This is a genomic window from Chryseobacterium joostei (assembly GCF_003815775.1).
In the GTDB taxonomy this organism is placed as follows: Bacteria; Bacteroidota; Bacteroidia; order Flavobacteriales; family Weeksellaceae; genus Chryseobacterium; species Chryseobacterium joostei.
The window spans coordinates 553519-572107 of record NZ_CP033926.1 but is presented as its reverse complement, the minus strand read 5'-3'; the positions used below and the strand labels follow the sequence as shown (position 1 = coordinate 572107).

General features: G+C 30.3%; 17 protein-coding genes and 2 pseudogenes. 1 reads left to right on the top strand and 18 read right to left on the bottom strand.

Translation table 11 applies throughout. The annotated features are described in order from the left end of the window. Positions 1-40: 40 nt before the first annotated feature. Entirely contained in the window at positions 41-1216 is a 1176-nt protein-coding gene (locus EG359_RS02695) for a M28 family peptidase (protein WP_076352030.1), read from the top strand. 189 nt (positions 1217-1405) lie between these two features. Here the strand turns inward: EG359_RS02695 and EG359_RS02690 are convergent, their stop codons facing one another. The 18 genes and pseudogenes from EG359_RS02690 to EG359_RS02610 form a co-directional block, all read right to left on the bottom strand. Beyond that, on the bottom strand, positions 1406-1591 hold the full coding sequence (locus EG359_RS02690; RefSeq protein ID WP_076352031.1) for a hypothetical protein: 186 nt from the start codon (positions 1589-1591) through the stop codon (positions 1406-1408). 420 nt (positions 1592-2011) lie between these two features. Continuing rightward, positions 2012-2503 carry a DUF7336 domain-containing protein gene (locus EG359_RS02685; RefSeq protein ID WP_076352032.1) on the bottom strand — a complete coding sequence of 164 codons (492 nt, stop codon included), beginning with the start codon at positions 2501-2503 and terminating at the stop codon, positions 2012-2014. A 125-nt stretch (positions 2504-2628) separates the two neighbouring features. After that, the gene (locus EG359_RS02680) at positions 2629-3156 is read right to left on the bottom strand and encodes a hypothetical protein (protein ID WP_076352033.1); all 528 of its coding nucleotides are present in this window, start codon (positions 3154-3156) and stop codon (positions 2629-2631) included. Next, a pseudogene (locus tag EG359_RS22930) lies at positions 3154-3323 on the bottom strand (RHS repeat-associated core domain-containing protein); the annotation flags it as partial. The gene EG359_RS02680 and the pseudogene EG359_RS22930, both read right to left, overlap by 3 nt. Before the next feature lie 109 nt (positions 3324-3432). Next, complete coding sequence (locus EG359_RS02670) at positions 3433-3837, bottom strand: hypothetical protein (RefSeq protein WP_076352034.1); 405 nt, start codon at positions 3835-3837, stop codon at positions 3433-3435. Between the two features lie 23 nt (positions 3838-3860). Continuing rightward, positions 3861-4751, bottom strand: coding sequence for an RHS repeat-associated core domain-containing protein (locus EG359_RS02665; protein ID WP_084180290.1), 891 nt, complete (start codon positions 4749-4751; stop codon positions 3861-3863). Between the two features lie 48 nt (positions 4752-4799). Further along, positions 4800-4967 (bottom strand): hypothetical protein, encoded by a 168-nt coding sequence (locus EG359_RS22690; RefSeq protein ID WP_228434906.1) that lies wholly within the window; start codon positions 4965-4967, stop codon positions 4800-4802. Positions 4968-5065: 98 nt separating this feature from the next. Beyond that, entirely contained in the window at positions 5066-5557 is a 492-nt protein-coding gene (locus EG359_RS02660; protein ID WP_076352036.1) for a hypothetical protein, read from the bottom strand. After that, the gene (locus EG359_RS02655; protein ID WP_123867265.1) at positions 5554-5928 is read right to left on the bottom strand and encodes a hypothetical protein; all 375 of its coding nucleotides are present in this window, start codon (positions 5926-5928) and stop codon (positions 5554-5556) included. Before EG359_RS02655 ends, EG359_RS02660 begins: the two co-directional genes overlap by 4 nt. Positions 5929-6215: 287 nt before the next feature. Further along, a pseudogene (locus EG359_RS22925) lies at positions 6216-6401 on the bottom strand (RHS repeat-associated core domain-containing protein); the annotation flags it as partial. Between the two features lie 519 nt (positions 6402-6920). Beyond that, on the bottom strand, positions 6921-7571 hold the full coding sequence (locus EG359_RS02645) for a hypothetical protein (RefSeq protein WP_123867264.1): 651 nt from the start codon (positions 7569-7571) through the stop codon (positions 6921-6923). A gap of 127 nt (positions 7572-7698) precedes the next feature. Next, positions 7699-9219 carry an antiviral reverse transcriptase Drt3b gene (gene drt3b, locus EG359_RS02640; protein ID WP_076352041.1) on the bottom strand — a complete coding sequence of 507 codons (1521 nt, stop codon included), beginning with the start codon at positions 9217-9219 and terminating at the stop codon, positions 7699-7701. Continuing rightward, complete coding sequence (gene drt3a / locus EG359_RS02635; protein ID WP_076352042.1) at positions 9216-10682, bottom strand: antiviral reverse transcriptase Drt3a; 1467 nt, start codon at positions 10680-10682, stop codon at positions 9216-9218. The genes drt3b and drt3a overlap by 4 nt, the downstream gene beginning before the upstream one ends. Positions 10683-10695: 13 nt before the next feature. Further along, positions 10696-11652: a Fic family protein gene (locus EG359_RS02630; RefSeq protein ID WP_174567006.1), complete on the bottom strand. Its 957-nt coding sequence runs from the start codon at positions 11650-11652 to the stop codon at positions 10696-10698. 58 nt (positions 11653-11710) lie between these two features. Further along, on the bottom strand, positions 11711-16060 hold the full coding sequence (locus tag EG359_RS02625; protein WP_076352044.1) for an nSTAND3 domain-containing NTPase: 4350 nt from the start codon (positions 16058-16060) through the stop codon (positions 11711-11713). 3 nt (positions 16061-16063) lie between these two features. Further along, positions 16064-16462 carry a hypothetical protein gene (locus tag EG359_RS02620; RefSeq protein ID WP_076352045.1) on the bottom strand — a complete coding sequence of 133 codons (399 nt, stop codon included), beginning with the start codon at positions 16460-16462 and terminating at the stop codon, positions 16064-16066. A gap of 204 nt (positions 16463-16666) precedes the next feature. Next, complete coding sequence (locus EG359_RS02615; protein WP_317043331.1) at positions 16667-17539, bottom strand: tyrosine-type recombinase/integrase; 873 nt, start codon at positions 17537-17539, stop codon at positions 16667-16669. A 4-nt stretch (positions 17540-17543) separates the two neighbouring features. After that, positions 17544-18473 carry a tyrosine-type recombinase/integrase gene (locus EG359_RS02610; protein ID WP_076352046.1) on the bottom strand — a complete coding sequence of 310 codons (930 nt, stop codon included), beginning with the start codon at positions 18471-18473 and terminating at the stop codon, positions 17544-17546. Positions 18474-18589 lie beyond the last annotated feature (116 nt).

Genomic DNA, 18589 nt, shown 5'->3' with positions numbered 1-18589 from the left:
TTAATTACTACATTCGCAATACCAAACTAAAATAAATAATATGAAAAAATTTACCACATTATTATGCACTTCATTAATGATTCAGGGCATGGTAGCACAATCTTTTATCCAGACTTATAAAGACAGGGCTGATATGGTAACCCAAGCTAACATTACAGCAAATCTTCAGGATTTCGGTAGTTTTGGGATAAAAAAAACCGGAACAGTTGCCAATAATAATGCCTTAAACTGGATTAAAAATAAATATATCTCTTACGGATATACTACCAGCCAAATTGAAGAAAGTCCTTTTACCTATGGGTCAGCTACTTCCAAAAATCTTATTATTACAAAAACCGGAACACTTTACCCTAATAAGTATGTAATTATTTGTGGGCATTTTGATACGATTAATGGTCCTGGAGTGAATGATAATGGCAGTGGAACTTCTATTATTTTAGAGGCAGCCAGAATCTTGAAAAATGTACCTACAGAGTATTCTATCAAATTCATTCACTTTTCTGGTGAGGAACAAGGGTTGATAGGAAGCAGTCATTACGTTAATAATGTTGTATATCAGGGAGGCGTACGTAAATTGGATATTAAAATGGTCTTTAATCTTGATCAAGTAGGAGGTGTAAAAGGCAATAACAATAATACGGTGTATTGTGATGAAGATATGGGAGGACTTTCCAGCAACAATGCTGCTTCTGCTTCTGTAACACAACAGCTTAGAAACTGCACTGCGCTTTACTCTACTCTACTCACTGAAGTGGATCCTGCTGAGGATACGGATTATATTCCTTTTGAACAGAAAGGTGAGGTTATCACCGGATTTTTTGAAAGAATAAGAAGCAACTACCCTCACACTTCCAAGGATACTTTTGCCAATGTAGATCCGGTGTATGTTTATAAAATCGGAAAAGCTACTGTGGGAGCTTTACAACATTTTGCCACTGCATCTGTTACCCTGACAGCAAATAAAACGGCATCTACCAATACACTGGAATCGGTAAAGTTTTACCCCAACCCAGCAAATAACCTTCTCAATATTGAGCTATCTGATCTTAAGGCTAAAAATTTCAGCTTTGAAATTACCAACTTAACTGGGAGGTCTTTGCTTAAGGTAGATAATGAAACAAAAATTAATGTTTCCACATTAGAAAATGGTGTATATCTTGGAATTTTAAAGGCAGATGGACAAAGTGTTGTAAGGAATATTCTGATTGAAAGATAAAAATAATCACCCTCAAATACTTAATAAAAAAAGAGCGGGATTATGTCCTGCTCTTTTTATAGTTTTTAAGATTTAGTGCATTATTTAATCACAAGTAATTTTAAAGTATTTTAAGCTCGTATCCCTCTTGAAATTTCATAATATCTTGTAATAAAATGACATCTAACATGTCTAAATCATACGTAAACGCTATATATAAGAAGTGTTATCAATAAGCATTTCATTAATTTCTGTTATTGGAATTTCTACATTATTAATTATCAATTTAGTAAACTCTGACATTCTTTTTTCAATGTCATTTACAACTGTGCCAGATATAGCTACTTTCTTAATGTAGCTTAAAATAACAACTCTTTTTATTTTAAAAACACCCATATTATTTTAATCTTTGCAGATTTTTTAATAACTACAAATCAATTAGTTACCATTGTATTGCGTTTTTTAGGCACTACTATTTGATTGTATGTAATCGGGAGCTAGCATAGTTTTTTAAGATAAAATACCAGCTCCTTTTATTTTAAAAATAACATAGATAAACTTGAGCTCTTTTTTTTCATTTTACTGTAATAGTCTTCGGCATCTATTATATCCATCGTTTAAATTGTTTTCTTCTGAAGCTTATCTCACTTTTCCTAAATGATCCTATGCTGGTAAATATAATGTTTTTCTAAATGCAAATACTTCTATTTTCATATACAAAACAGAATATTATATAAAACAAAAAACCTCGCATTTTGTGAGGTTTTTTCTTATCTTCTATACTATACAATCTTGTAGGTACAGTGAACTAGTCTTTTAAAATCCCGAAGTCCATAAAAGCTGATTTAATTCTACTTCATCTATAATAAAATTTTCTGGATAATCTTTAAATCCAGGTTGCTCTTTTAATTGTTCAACAACTTGTTCAGCCATCACTAAATTTGAAAAAGCACCTATGATTCTTTCATCATCCGTGGAAGTATCAACAGTATATATATGGCTAATACTAAAAATAGACTTTAAATTTTGGGCTATATAAGTATCTTCATCGATTAAATCTTCATCGGGTAAATAATCTCTTCCTATTTCGCCTACTATTGTATGAAATCCTACATTCCAATGTACTTTATCTAATTCATTCTTTTTAATTGTAAAACCATGAGGATAATCTTTGAATCCAGAAAATTTTGATGCTATATTTTTAATTCTCTCTAATTCTCTTAAATCATCAAAAAAACCTAAAAGCTTACAATCTGTATGTGATTCGTCTCTATAAATATGTTCAAGAGTATATATGAAATTTTTCATTTACATTTATTTTTTCTTTGGTAATTCAAACCCTCGATCTCCTCATTTTTTTAATTTACTATGTTCTGAAGTTGGACCAGTAGATGCTTTACCTTTGTTCCATTCTCCTTTACCATACTTTCCATCTAATATGTTGTAAAAGTTTTTCCATCTTCATCTACATAAGGGGCTTCTCCTTGTTCTTTTGCCCATGATGGAGCATCTTTAGCGGCTTCCTTTCCTGTTTTACCACTAGCAGGTACTTTTTTCTCCTTTGGAACATCTACACCATTTACATCTTTATCTTCTCCAGCAGTATCCTCAGTTTTCAAATTCCTCACTCCAGTGCTAGGATCGGCAATTGTTGTATGCCATTGTAAAGGAGGTTTCGTTGCCTGATCTACAATATAAGCAAGCCCTACGGCTGCAAGGATAAATAATCCGACACTACTTTCTGAAGTACTTAATCCAAGGGCGGTAGCGGCAGCATAACCACTATTATTACTATCTTTAGATTTTCCTAATAAATTAATCTGAGTGATTATGGAACTTCCAGTATTAAAATCTTTCCAAACACTCTTTTTTGCATCCCAATAAAACTCTCCATCTGAATCTTTCCAAAATTCTCCATCTTTCCTGCCATCACGATCTGGATAAGCTAATTCACCTTGCATTTCACTAGGATCATTAAATGAAATAGGATTATTCCAAACATAGCTATAAGCTGAGTATATTGACTTCTAGGGTCAACAACACCCCATCTACCAATATCCGGCATATACATCCTTGCGCCATAATCATACATTCCAGTCTCCTGTAACTCCTTACCGTTGTACTTGTAATTCTTGTAAGAACCCTACCCATAAAATGCATTCCTTGTCTTCAAGTGATCACTTTAAAAAAATATTACATATAATAAAAAAGTCAACTTTAATAGTTGACTTTTTTATTTATCTCCTTAATTTTTCACATCTACATGGGGATGGGGCACTACCTATACCAAGGGTATCTAGATGTAGATAATAATTATTCTCTTTATTTTCAATAAATAATGTTGAACTATCTTTCTTTTTAGAAACATAATCTCCTATTTTAATTTTATTTTTCCATTGACCGAGAAGAGGTAAACATATTTTGCCAAAATTCAAATAAGGATACATGTGATTTGTTGTATCTGCAATCTCTCCTAAGTATTTATATTTGTCCATTTCAATTGGTGAAAAATCATTTAAAAAAAGTTCTTCATCTGATTTAAAAAAATCAGACATATTTTTTTTATCTGAATTAAAATAAACAAACAGAAAAATAAAACCTATAAGCGAAATTAAAAATATTATTTTGATATTTTTTTTCATATTCTTTTCTATTAATTTAATAACTATTTTTTAGGAGGTGTAGTCCAAAATAATTTTGTAGCACCATACTGATATGAACCCCCAAATCCAAATGGATTAACTCCCATACCCGTTGTTGTATATCCTGTAGGTCCTGAGCCAAAGTTACTAGGAATTAAATCTTTAACACCAAACTTTTGATTTTCATCTGTACCACCATAAGAACCATTTAAGAAGAATGCTGTTCCGGAATACCCCATTCCACGGCCTTCAAAATCACCAACTTTAAAATCATGATCTACTGGAGGGTTAACGGAATATAAACTAAGAGAAGGTCCTACATCAAAGCCTGCACCAAAATTTATGTTAGCATAAAAAGAACTGCCGTTATTACCATTAGCAGCAACATAACCTAGAGCACCAGACCATCCGTACCCAACAATAGTACTAAATCTAAATTCTCCACCCATTCCTCCTTGGCCTGATACAGGTAGATTACTTATAGAAGCCAACATCTGACTATCAGGATTAACACCAATTTGTGTTCCTGCTCCAGTAGTGAAGGATTCTGTCATTACCTTTCCGCTGGAGTCGGTTGCTACACCTGAAGCATCTAAAGTATATTGATAATTTTGTTGTCCATTACTTGTCCCAGTTATTGTTAAGGCATCTTGATATTCTGTAGCACCAGTATATTTTTTATCTTTTGCATCTTGTAGCGAATGAACATCTTTATCATAAGTCCAAGATGTTTGTCCATCAACAACTGATTTAATCCATCCTTTTCCTTCTCTACCATCTGGATCAATAAATCGTGTCGGGTTGTTAAATGCATAATTATAAGGACTAAATCTTGTCATTTTCTCCACCAGCGGGTCAACTACGCCCCATTTACCCAAATCTGGCATGTAGAACCTCGCTCCATAGTCATACATTCCAGTCTCCTGCAACTCCTTACCGTTGTACTTATAATTCTTATAACTTCATACTCCAAAGAATGCATTACCAGTTTTTAAGTGGTTCATCCAAAAGGGGTAATAATCATTGGCATCCGTAATTTCAAGAGCGCCTGCGCTGTTTCTCCCAAAGCTTACCCTTACATTTCCAAGGTGATCCTTGTACTGGTAAATATAATATTTTTCTAAATGCAAATACTTCTATTTTCATATACAAAACCCACTGCCTTAGCAATGGGTTTTTATTGTTAGCGCAAAGTTACAAACTTTGCAGAGCGAAAGAGTTTTATAATTTAATTTTGAAAAATACATCCATCATCTGGACTTATATTTATTATTTCATAAAGCGTTTTGTTAATATCCACATATTTTCCATAATTTCCTGTATAGTTATATTCTGTATTTTTTTCTATTTCGGTAAATTTTGAACAATCTTTTTTATCAGAAATAATATTTGTTTTGTAGTAACTGTTAAATGCCTCAGGGATATCACTTGCACATATCTTTTTCAATGTAAATGTATATGTTACACTTTCCTTTAAATGGCAATTATAAAAAACACCTCGATTTATTATATTATGACTAATGGTGTCATAAGGTAGCTTTAAATTCATTTTTAGAGTGTCTCTATTTTCTTTTATAAATCTTAATTCCTGACTTAAATAACTACTATTTTTAGTGCTATTAAATGAATAGCCAATATAATTTGCTATAACTTTTTCTTGAGCATTACATCCAATAAAAAAAGTAAATAAAAAAGAGAGATATAATATTGTCTTTATCATAGTAATTTTTTAACTGATTTTAATTCTCCTGTTGGAGTAGTTGTAACATTCTTAACTGGAAAAGGAACCTTAATACCATTAAGCATATTAGTTGTTGTTGTAGTAGAAGACGCTCCTTGTTGCATCTCGAAACGATTCGTGGAATTGTATTCACGCGTGAATGTTTGATATCCATCCACAGCTCCACCAGCAGGAATATCTAATCTTGTAGTAATAGTATTATCTCCAACTAACTCTCCATAAACTTTCCCTTCTACACCCAAACTTACTTGATGAGCCGTATTAAATTCTCCACCTACTTGAACTTCATTTAAAAAATGCCCTATTGCTGCACCTTGTAATGCTGTGCTTGTATCTCCCAATTTTTTCAAATCAGCAACATCAATTTTTTCTCAGAATAACTGTCTATAAATATACCTTTATCATCCCCAGAACCGCCAGTCAAAGTTAAATTATATGTATTTGAAGAAGAAATACCTTTATCAATAACACTCGTTAACTCTGAAGACTTAGTTCCTGTAAATTTAGCATCTGCACCATTATTTTGTAGTTTCCCAGAAGAATCAACTGAATAATTATTACCTGTTGAATTATGAAGCATTGCAAGATATGCTTTTTGTTCTTTTTCGCTACCTCTAAGAATAATATCCTCATTCTGCTTTCCATCAGGGTCGATGAACCTTATTGGGTTATTATAAGCATATGTATAAGTTGACCACCTTCGTGAAGTTTCCGCCAACGGATCCACAACACCCCATCTACCCAAATCTGGCATATACATCCTTGCTCCATAATCGTACATTCCTGTTTCCTGCAGCTCCTTACCATTGTACTTATACTTATACGGCTTTTTTAAACCTTCGATATGTGAATATGTGTTGGTCAAAGTTTTTGCCTTAATTTTAATAACGAAAGTAAGTTTATTTCATCAATTATCATAATTTGTAAAGACAAAAAACTCTCAAAATTGAGAACTTAAATCCTGTGGTTATGATGATTATGATTTAATTCTAATTATTTTATCATCTTGCATGTAACTTTTTGAACTCGATTAATTTCTCATAAATCTTATCCATACCTTCTAAAATCTTAGCTTGGGTTGGTGTTCTTTTATGTGGTTATTATTGTTCAATCATCATTTAAATGACAATTCCCAATTTAGTTAAATGGTAAAACCCATCTTTTTGGTTATTAATTTTTTAGAATTGGAAGTATTAAAAAAAAATAGGGTGAAGACTCTACCTTCACCCCTAAAAACTCTAAAAGTTTTGTCGGGGCTTGTGTGTGATAGTTACCAAAATAAACTACAAATTATGGCTTTCAAGAGTATACTCAATTGCTTGAGTATGTTGCCCCAAATATTTTAATAAACACTATGCCCCCGTTTAGTGTTCAGTTCTTTTCCTAAATCGTTTTCTTTCCAACTGTAAAACCAATCAGAAGTGTAACCTGCGATTGTTTCGATTATAATATCTTTGTCGGCATTACTTGTACCAGCATCAAAAAACTTTATTTTATCTAAAATTTGTCGCCTAAAGTTTTTTACTTCTGCATCCGAACTCCCTATGTATGGGCAAGTAAGTACATCTATTAACAGGAAAACATCTTCCGCATTATTCTTTTCAAAGTTATTAAATTTTTCAATAATTATATTCTGTATATCTTTTCTTATTTCGTTATATTTTTGATTAGAATCTACATTTATATAGTTCAATAGAGAAATAATTGTAAAGTAATTTAAACTGATATTTGGAATCTTGTTATCTTGGCTATCTAAATTAAAAACCCTAAAATGTCTATTTATTAATTCCTCTTCAAAACGATAATTTTCTCCTAATTCGTTTATGATTGGCAATAAGTACAAAGTTTCAACTTCTGCATATTCAGATGAAAGACTTTTTTGAAATACTAATGAAATGCCATCGTATATTTTTTTGAAAATGTTGTGCTTTTTATCAAAATCAAATGCTATATATTTTAGTTCCTCTGTACTTGCATTTGGAACTTTAACCAAATAACTTTGTTTTGTTCGTTCTTGATTTTTAATGAAATCAAGAATTCTAAATAATATGTGGCAAACTTTTATTGAATAAGTTACCCTTGGAAGAACAGAATAAATAAAAAAAGTCAATTCAATTATTTCATTTATATTTTTTAAATAACTGATTATGAAATGATTTCAACTTCTTCTCTTGCTCTTTTATCTCTTCAAGAATTTCGTCTAATTTTTCTTGATATTTTGGTTTTTCATCTTCTCTAGCATTATTTAATTTTGCTTCTGTTTCACGTTTTTGAGCATACAAATGAAGTAAGATTTCTTGTTCATCTTGTATCTTCTTAATTAAGCTTTTCAGTTTATTGAAGATGATTGCCAAAAAGTAATTTTGTAGGTCTTTGTAGCTTGTTTCTGTTTTAGCTAAAATCGCTTTGTAGTTGGTAATAATATCTTTAGCGGTATAGTATTTTAACCCAATTTGGTTCTTTATTTCAGAATCATAAAACTGAAAAATCATTGAGTGTTCAATTAATTTTCTGATTTCTTCTTTTGCAACCGTAATATTTGTAATGATTGGTTTAGGAAGAATTTTAGTTTTTGAGTCATTAAAAAATAGGTTATATTCTTGTAATTTAATTTTATACAAGCTTAAAATTTCTGATTTAATTTTATCATCATTATAAAACACAAAAAAATCATCTACATATCTGTAAATATCATAATCTTCTTTGTATTTATACCCTTTTTTATGTAGTTCTTTTTCAACATTTTTATCTATTCTTTGAAGAATTAATTCAGCAAATATTCTTGAAAATTCCGGACCTATTATAATGCCATTTGTTTCATTATAGTTCATTTGCTGCATTACTTTATCGAACTTTCCACCAAAGGAATCTTTGTTTGTTCCCAAATTATCCTTAACAATTTTTTTATTGGATAATGCCCACGAAAGAGTATGTGTGTAAATACTATCAAAACATCTTGAAACATCAAATTTCATTAAATTATCAAATCGTTTTTCTGATCGTTGATATTCGTATGACTCATAAAACTCATAAATATTACTATAATTTTGATAAGAAAAGAATGTTTTTAAACTCGTATATTCTTTATCTGTAGTTTCAATTATTTCAATATCTTGATTTTTAGATTTTTTCTTTTTATTGGTGTTATCCTTGTAATATTTTAGTGACGAAACTTTACTTGGTTTTCTCAAAGAAAATCTGCTCAACTTTGTATTATAAAGAATTGTATTCTTATATTTATCATAAAATCCTACCAAGTAAAGTTGATTTATTGGGTGGATTACAGTCAATTCTCTATAATCACTGTCTTTATGTGTTATTTTGAATTTAAAAGGAATTGTTAGAAAAACCTTTTCAAAAGCGACTTCATTAAATTTGAAATAATCAAAATTTGTATCGGTAATAAAATTCACATTATCAGGTACTCCAAAAAGAGTTTTAATCAATCTTCTCAGTACTCCTGTATAGTCTTTTTTGAATTGGATTGTTCTATCATCTTCGTTAATTACAACCTTATTTTTAACCAAAAAATTGTAAAAGTGCCTATTTGAAAAGAATGGTGGAATTTCATAAGGTAATATATCCGAAAGAACAACTCTTTCTTTTTTGTATCCGATATTATGTCCTGCTTTTCTTCTCATCTTTTCCAAATTGAATTGATTTCTGCAATTCCAAATTGCAATATTCCTTTATTATTTTGATTATTTACATCATTCCGCTTTCTGTTATGACTCTTATATTTTTTGTTTTTTAATGGTAATATTTGAAATTTCTTATTTTTGAAACCTTCAATGAAAGAATATTTCAGCATTATTTGTTTCTCATCGTTTGTAAATCCTGCTCTGCCTATGTACCATTGAAGTATTCTTTGCAATCTTTCAAGAGATACATCACTATTCAAAAATGGATTGGAATAGTGAATTCCAACAAAAACTTTATCCTTGTTATTTCTCAATTTTGTATTTGATGTGAGATAATTGATTCGAGCAGATAGTAATCTGAAAGTATTTTTCCGATTATGATGCTTTTTATTTGTAAAATGTTTGAAAGATAAATTTATTTTATTAAAATACTTTCTTATTTTGTTATTTGATAATCTTATACTTATTTCATAGATTCTTCCATTTTTCACACTACCAATGTCGTATCCTAAATAGTTAATATTTTTAGGTTTAAAGCGACTTGAATTACCATCAAATTTTAAATTTTCAAGACCATTTAATAGATTATAATCTTCCGTTTTGTCTTCATTTAAAGCAAGTCTTTCACTTGTTATTAAATTTGTCATTTTGATCTTATAATCAGTCAATTGCGTTGAATCAATATTTTTCGATTTAGGGACAAAAATGACAATTATATCATCTACATATCTTGCATAATAAACCAAATCATCAAGCTCCCTAATTTTGTTATCAATACTTCTCATAAAAAGTTCAGATAAATAAGCACTAATGCCAACACCTCGCGGAATACCTTTGGCTGTTTCAGGATTGGTTTGTCCGGTTATATTATTATAGCTTGTAAAAATCTGATGTATAAACTTCTTTGTCTTTATACTTAACAAATAATCATTATTGATTTTATTCAATAATTTCTTTTGCGGAATTGATTCGTAAAAACTTTTAATATCTGTACGGATAACATATTTTGGAAAGTTGTCTTCCAAAAGGTTTAATAACTCACTTAATATCGCATATCTCGACGACTGTTTTACATTATATGTTTTGTTTATATTGTCTTGAATCTTTTTAGAAATAAAAAAATTCTGAATGTTGTGTTCAAACATATAGCTCTGTCCACCATAATCTCCACCCAAAACTAAATTAATGATATGGTTATTAATTCCGTTTGTTACTTCATCCAGTACTTCTGTAACTATTGTATCTCTTTCCTTTTTTAATCTTTTCTTATCAGCATAAAGTATTTTTTTTCTATCAAAATCTCTTTCTTGCTGTATTTGTTTTCTAAGGTTTTTTAATTCACCAACTTTTGCCAAAGAATCAACAAAATCGTCTTTGAATTTTTCTTCAACATTAATTCCTTTTCGATTCTCATTATCGAAAATTTCTTGAAATGATTTAGATGAAAATGATTGGTCTAACATAATATATGAAGAATTATTTGAATTGATATTCCGTTAATCTTAATTCTCCAAATTTAGCTAAAAGGTTTTGCTCAACTGCCCATTTTAAATCCCGACTTGCTGTTGGTGCAGATATGTTTTTAAAATGTTGCATATAATCTTTTCTGCTAAACGTATTCTTGCCTATTTTCTCTTTAAATAAGTGTATTCTGTCTTCTGTATGAAGTGTTACTGATTGCGATTGTAAAAGTCCATCTAATGACTCTAAAATGATTTTCAACATAAATTCGATAAAAGGTGTTGAATTTCCTTTTTTATCAGATTCGGATAATTTATTGTAATAATCGCTTTGTTTTTCCTTTATCAGTAATTCAACAGGGAGAAATTCAAAAACCGGATATTGTTGCATTAGAATTAAAGTTTGCCACAATCTGCCCATCCTTCCGTTTCCGTCTAAGAATGGATGAATAAATTCAAATTCGTAATGAAATACACAACTTTTGATTAAGACTAAATCGTTGTCTTTTTTTAGATAATCAAAAAGGTCTTTCATCAATCCGTTTACCATTGTTCCACTTGGTGCAATATGCTCCACTTTTGAACCTTTTACGATACCAACATTTGTAGTTCTTAATTTTCCTGCATTATCAATTAAGCCACTCATTAAAATTTCGTGAGCTTTTTCTAAATCTTTTAATTGAAAAGGATTAAATTTATTGAGTAGTTCATATACTTTTATAGCATTCTGGACTTCTAAAATATCTTTTTGAGGTGCTATGACTCTTTTATTTTCCAATAAAGCCGTGATTTGTTCTTCGGTTAATGTATTACCCTCAATTTCTAAAGAAGATTGAATGGTTTTAATTCGGTTCTTCTTTCGTAATTCGGTAGCAGGTCTATATAAATGAGTAGCGTTAATTTCTCCTATTTTTTCTGAAATAGAAGCAACTAACGCTAAAATGTTTTCCGTAATGGTATAAGGCGGTTTCATTTTTGATAGTATCATTTGATATTATCAAAGATATAAAATTTTATGTTGTTAAAGTTATTTATCCTTTTTTATAAAGGATCAAGTTTTCTCTAATGTAATAGGCTTTAGAAGAACCTAAATCAACCATTACATTTAAAAACCATAAAAATTCATTTAGTAATGATTCATCTTCTTTTATTTGCTTGATTTTATCTTTAAAACATCTCATTATTAACTTTTCTCCATAGTAATAGTTAATATTAAGTAATTTTTTTACATCTGATTTTAAATGTTTAGTAAGGGCTTTTATTCCTTCTGGCATTAAACTTTGAAAACCTATTCCAGACAAAAGTTGCATTAATGCTTCAACATCAAGATAACTTAAACTTTCAATTTTTTTCAAATAAATACTTGATATATTATCTTTCTTTAGTACAAACCAATCATCAGCTTCATATTTCCACTTTCCAAAAAACAAGTATTCTTGATTATACAAATTAGTTGTATTTTTAATTTTTAAATAAAGCACATCCCAATAATTCCATAGGTTATTTAGCATTTTTTCGTTGCCGTTATTGCTATCAACTTTGTAATAAAACCATTCAACAATTTCTTTTACATATTTGGTTACATCATATTTTAGTCTAAGATCATCATTTTTAAAATTCGCTCCTGCATCTAAAATATTTTCAAAAAAAGATTTTGAATTTTCATTAAATGGAATTTCAAACAAAAAATCAATTATTGTTTCTTTAGTAGTAAATCCAATTTTATGATAATCTGCTGAAGAGTACCTTTGTTTTTCCAATAAAAATGATTCTATGTGTGCGTTAAAAGTTAATTCTAAAAAAGTATAAGAAAAATCAAATTCTTCATAAATTGGGAAAATGTCTACTGCTTTTTCCAATTCCCAATGAGAGTATTTCGAATAAGAAAGATTGGTTAGTTCATAAACGTTTTCATTATTCTGAATAAAATTTAAAATTTCATTTTCTTCATTTTCATTTTTTTTAATTTCTTCATCAGAATATCTATTATGTCTTGGATATTTTTTAAAAAATTCCGCATATAGTATTATTCCAATAAAACAATTATAAGCATACTGATAATCGGTACTCCATAAATATTTCTTAAAAGAATCATATAAGTGTTTTAGATCTATATCTAATTCTTTATTTAAGTCCCTTAAAAAGAAAAAAATAAGAGCTTTAATGTCATTTACTTGTTGCTCTGCCAATCTGTCTTTAAAAGCTAGCAGTTTGGGTAATGCACCGTATACCGAATGATTATCATAAATACTGATAGAAAAATCAAAATTCTCAAAATCGAATCGTTCATTCTTTTTTCGGTCAAAAAGTTTTTGAGCAATTTCTATGATGGTGTTTACACAAAATTCAAATTCATTAGCATCTAACTCATCACTAAATAAGTCCAATCCTAATGTTGCTACAGTGCCAATTGGAAAAGAATTAAAAAAACCAATCTTTGATTTATCATACTTTTGATAATATTCATAGCATTCTTTCCAATATTCATAGGTTACATTTTCCTCTGATTTCTTTTGAAAAGTTTGGGAAACCCACAAAGTATATTTTGAGTATTCATTTTGAACATTGCTTTGCTCCTCATTCTTTTGCATCTCTTTTTCCAAGGTTGAATCAACAGAATAGTTTGGAGAAATCTGAATAGCTAAATTGCCATCGTGTTCTATTTTTTCTATATTTTGCTTTCTAATATCAATTTCGGACAACAATTTTAAAAAATAAACGTCTTCTTTATCATGTTTACTTTCCATATAATCAAACATCTCAAAGAGTTTTCCGTTAAAGTTGCCATATAATATTTGATATTCAATTAAAAAACTTGTTAAGCCTTTGTAATATTTTTTTCTATGCACCCATTTTAAAGCATCTTGTCTTTCTTCAGTACATATTTTTGAATATGAATCGAATATACCCCCTAGTACATGGTCTTTTTGGTCAGCTATCCATCTATTTCTATCCCAATCAAAAAAGTTTTTATCAGATATTAATGGTAATAATTTATCCCCAACTTTATTCGGATATGCCATTGCAATACTTGATAATACAGAAATAAGAATTACAGAGTTACTTTTGGTGTATATTTTATCAAAAAACGATTGTATTATTTCATCAACTTTCTCTGATTCTATCTGACCTAATTCGTATAAATATTTTTCTAAAGCAACCACTACAGATTGTAAAAGGTCAGGTACAGTTATTTGACCACCTCTATTGACTAACCATAAATACGTAGAACCATGAATTGGATATATTTGTCCATTATATAATAAATCAACAGCAGTTATGTCATCTGCTGTTCTTCCAAAACCATCATCTTTTAAAAAATCTGATTTTACATAATTTTCCGCACAATGATTTGTAAAGTCAATAATAAAATCCAATGCTTTCCATGGGTTTGAATTAAGAAATTTATAGACAAATGTTTGATAAGCACTTTCGGGGAAATATTTAAAATTGTGCTTATTGGTAATTCCAAAATTATGCTCTATACCTGACTCATAGTGTTCAAAACCAAATCGACTTGTAGATTTTACTTTTTTGTATTTCCATTTAAGATTTGCCAATGCAATAAGTTCTTCTGGAAAGTACTTTGGTAATGTTCCTGTATGAAAATGTGATAATGCATATTCAATCTGCTTATCCTTTTTATTTCTTATTTTGTAATCTTCGTCTTTATTTTTGATGAAAAGGTTATCAAGTAGGTTTTTGATTTCTTCTGGAATATATTCGGACAAATTATAAAGTAGTTGTATACCTTTCTCTGTTAATGAATTGCTTTCCCCAGCATTCATCCAATCGGTACCTTCTTCAAAATTATCTAAGATTGTATGTACAAGTTTTCCAACATATCTCGGAGTTTCTTTATTCGTTATTTTTCCAACATACAAAATGTTTTCCCAGTCATATAAAAGCCTTAATATTTGAGTTTGTATTTCAGTTAATTCATTTACGTTTTCAAATAAAAATTTTATTACGACATCCCAACCTTTATTGTTTGGAGCTTGATTAAAATCTTTACCACTAATTTTAAGCAGGTGAATGACTCTTTTAAGTAATTTTACATCATCCTCTAACAATTCATCTTTATGTTCGCTAAAGAATTTATCACATAAATCTGATTTAATAATTGAAATTAAAACCTCATCTTTCCAATGGTTTTCGATTGATACATTGTTAATTGTATCAATCACAAAGTTATAAATCCAACTTTCAGATTCTTCAATCTTTGATTCAACCCATAATCTAAAACCTCTTCTTATAGCAGGCTCATTAGTCAACGAGCTATAAAAAACATCTATTTTGGGATTGTCAATTTTTAAACAGTTTACATATTTAATCAGTCCCCAATCTTCAAAAATATCATGTGACGGAGCATATAAATTATTTTCTTCAAACAAAACTCCATCTGACTTAAGTCTATATACAGTTTCTGAATCAAATTCGTTTGCAGTTGTCAGTAATGTCAAATTTTTTGCCCTTTTTACAGCAATACTTACAAAAGTATTTTGCCTTTCCTCTTCAAATGGTGCATTACTACCACCAACAATATTTTTCCAAAGTTGCTTTTTAAATTCTATAACATCAATTATGGATAAATCTTTATCTGAAGCAGTGATTAGTTTTTCTGCCAATGACAAATATTTTGGGGTTCTAATGATTTCAGCAAGATTCGCATTTTGAACTATGCTATCAAGAGCAGGAATTTTTTCAACAAAATACTGTAATTCTTCGTCATTAAGTTGAGGAACATTTATAATATCTGAATTATTTTGTAATAATTGTTTATCAAAATAGTTGAATTTCAATGTTTCTAAAGCATAACTTCTACATGAAACAATCAGTTTAATGTCCTTGTTTTCCTTTAAAACGGCAACTAATTCTCGGAATGATTCTGCATCTCCCTCTAATAATTTTTCAAAACTATCAATGTATATCAGCTTATTTGAAAACTCATCAAACTCATCAAAAATTTCCTCAATACTTAAATCAACATTAATTTCATGGAGAGTATTGATAAGTGAACTTTTTAAAAATTGGTCAGCTGCAAAAGAAATAATACATGTATCATCGAGAGTTTCTAAAATCTGTTTTGCATAGGCAGATTTACCTGAACCTGCCTCTCCATCAATAAAAAGAAATTGGTTATTTGCTATAATTTCTTCAATAGGTAAATCAGTTAAGTTTCTTTTTAGAATATGCCCTGAAATATCTGATTGAATTTTGTTTAAAACATTCTTTGTTTGTTTTACAATACTTTTTACTCCTGCCTTATTGTAAGCAAGATTAAAAATTATTTTTTGGATGAAATTATTATTCCCATTAATAAAATCTCCACCCTCCGTATTGATAATTGAATTACTAATAATATTTTTACCCGACTCCATTAACTATGACATTTGATTACCATCTCCATTGATAAAATTCCCACCCCCAGTATTTACATTTCCAGTAATCACATTCTTGCTGTTACTTATATTATTTTCAATTTTTGGAAGTTTATCTAAAAGTTCATTCAAATAGTTTTCATATTCAGGGTTATCCTCAATAGAATTTTCAACCAATGTCTTAATGGCAGTTTGTTTTTCCACATTTTCAGGTTCATTAATTAATTCTTTCAATGCTTTTTTGGGTTCGTCATCTTTAAAGAATAAAGATTTTAACCAACTAATACTTCCTGATGTAAGTTTTTCACTACTTGTTTCTACTATTTTATCCGCACCCTTTTTAGCTAATTCGATTAAAAAAGGATATAAAACTGCTAAAGTTGTTGTTGTCAATAATGGCATAATACTTTGTTTTAAATTGATTTTTAATATTTTACAATCAATATGCCACTTGTTAAATCTGTCAAAATGGCATTGCATATTAAAAAAGAAAACCGAGCAGAATGTAATTGATAATTTTTATTCTCTGTTTTCCTGTAAAATCTGATCCAAAGAAAAAGCCCTCAAAATGAAGGCTTTAAAATCAATCTGTAAGTAAAAGTGTTATCACAACACAGGAAAAAACCGATTTATCAGTTCCCTTTGCTGTTCACTATCGGCTTTAAAATATTTTTCAGTCGTACCTGGCCACTTGTGACCCGCTAACTCCTGTACCTTTTCCAACGACAATTTCTTTTCGTTCAGCCAATTGCAGATGACGCTCATTCGAATCGTCTGCGGACATAATTTTTTATCAGGAAACAATCCTTTTAAAGGTTCGATCATCGCTTGTACAGAATCCACACTCATCGATTTTCCGAGCTTAGTAATGATGAGCTTGTCTGTATCGGAGCGTAATAGTTTCGGGCGAGCTTCATGAATATAGTTTGCAAATACCATCATTTGTTTGTTAAGCAGTTCAAGTGTCCTGCGGTTCAGATTGGCAGACGCTTTCACATATACCGTTCCTTCGTCCAGATCAATATCCTTTACTCGAAGATTGACGATTTCGTCACTCGCTAATCCCTGATAAATAAGCAGGGACAAAACCACCGCATTTCGGGTGTCGATGTATTGGTAACGGTTTTCACGGTTCAGAAGCAGTTGCAGCTCCTCACTCGAAAATAAATCCTGCACCTGAATAGGCTGATTGTGTTTTACTTTGATGTTCAGCAGTTTGCAGGGATGATCGGTTCTGTAGCCTGTCATTACTAAATAATCGTAATATTTCTTGATGGCTGAAAGAATGACTACCCTGTAGTGTGGGTTGGATTGCTTTTGGGCAATCTGTTCCATATAGGAAACAATATGTCGGTAGCTGTACCGCTTCGCTTTCGGATTCATTTTTAGAAAATGCTCGATGGCAAATACATACGTTTTTGCAGTCTGGGGAGCATATTGCTCCAATAAAAACTGTTCAAGGGTTTGTTTTTTCATCATTTTATTATTTTAAAAAAGTTGTTATTTTATTTCGTTTCTTGTTTTTGATGGCATAGATATAGGCGGTGTTGATTTCGGTATGCCCTAAAAATCTTCTGATAAATTCAATTTCTGCATGGTTTTCTGCCAAATGATTGGCGATGCTGTGGCGTAGACAGTGCAAAGTGATTTCTTTTTGTACGAGTTCATAACTATTGGTCTGCTCAATCATTTTCTTAAGGGTATCATTCAAATGCTCACCCCTCATACGACTTCCTCTCATATTCACAAAAAAAGCATCCTCAAAATGCTCACTGTTTAGTACTCGTTCGTGTCTTTCGTTATGAATATATTTTCGTACCGATTCGATGACGGTATCACTCATCGGGACAACCCGTCTTTTACTTCCTTTACCTTCCCGAACAATTAATTCTCCTGTGGATAGCTGTATATCCCGAACGTTCAGGCTTTCCAGTTCACTTCTTCTGAGTCCGCAACCGTAAGCAACCGAGAGTAAGGCACTCTCCAAGTCGTTTTCACAATAGGCATACACCAATTTAATTTCCTCCACGGTTAAGGTATTCCGTATTTTAGAAGTTCCGTTTCCTCCATAGCTCGGAATATAGAAACCGCTTTCGATGCTTCTGTTCTCCAATAAATTTTGCATAAACAAACTCAAAGAATATAAACGGCTTTTGATGGTTTGTTCAGCAAGTGTTCCTTCTCTGCGTTTATTCGGACGTGTGATCAGGTATTCATAATACAGAATCATTTCTGTACTCGTTATCTCTTTAATTTTTGTTATCCCGTTTTCTTCCATCCACATCAGAAATTCGGTAACGGCATTTTGGTGCATCTTACCGCCTCTTCCTAATTTGTAATTTCTTACGGTAATAAAACTGTCAAAATCTTTCAACAGCGTTTGATAGCTTGGGGTCTGGATTTCCTTCTTCATAGGTTATGGGATTTTATGGTTGTAATAATTATTTTAATCGTTTTTACTTATTTTTAGGTGTTTTCTGAAGTTATTTTGTTTTTTTGTGGTTTGCTTTGTGGGTGTTTTCACTGTTG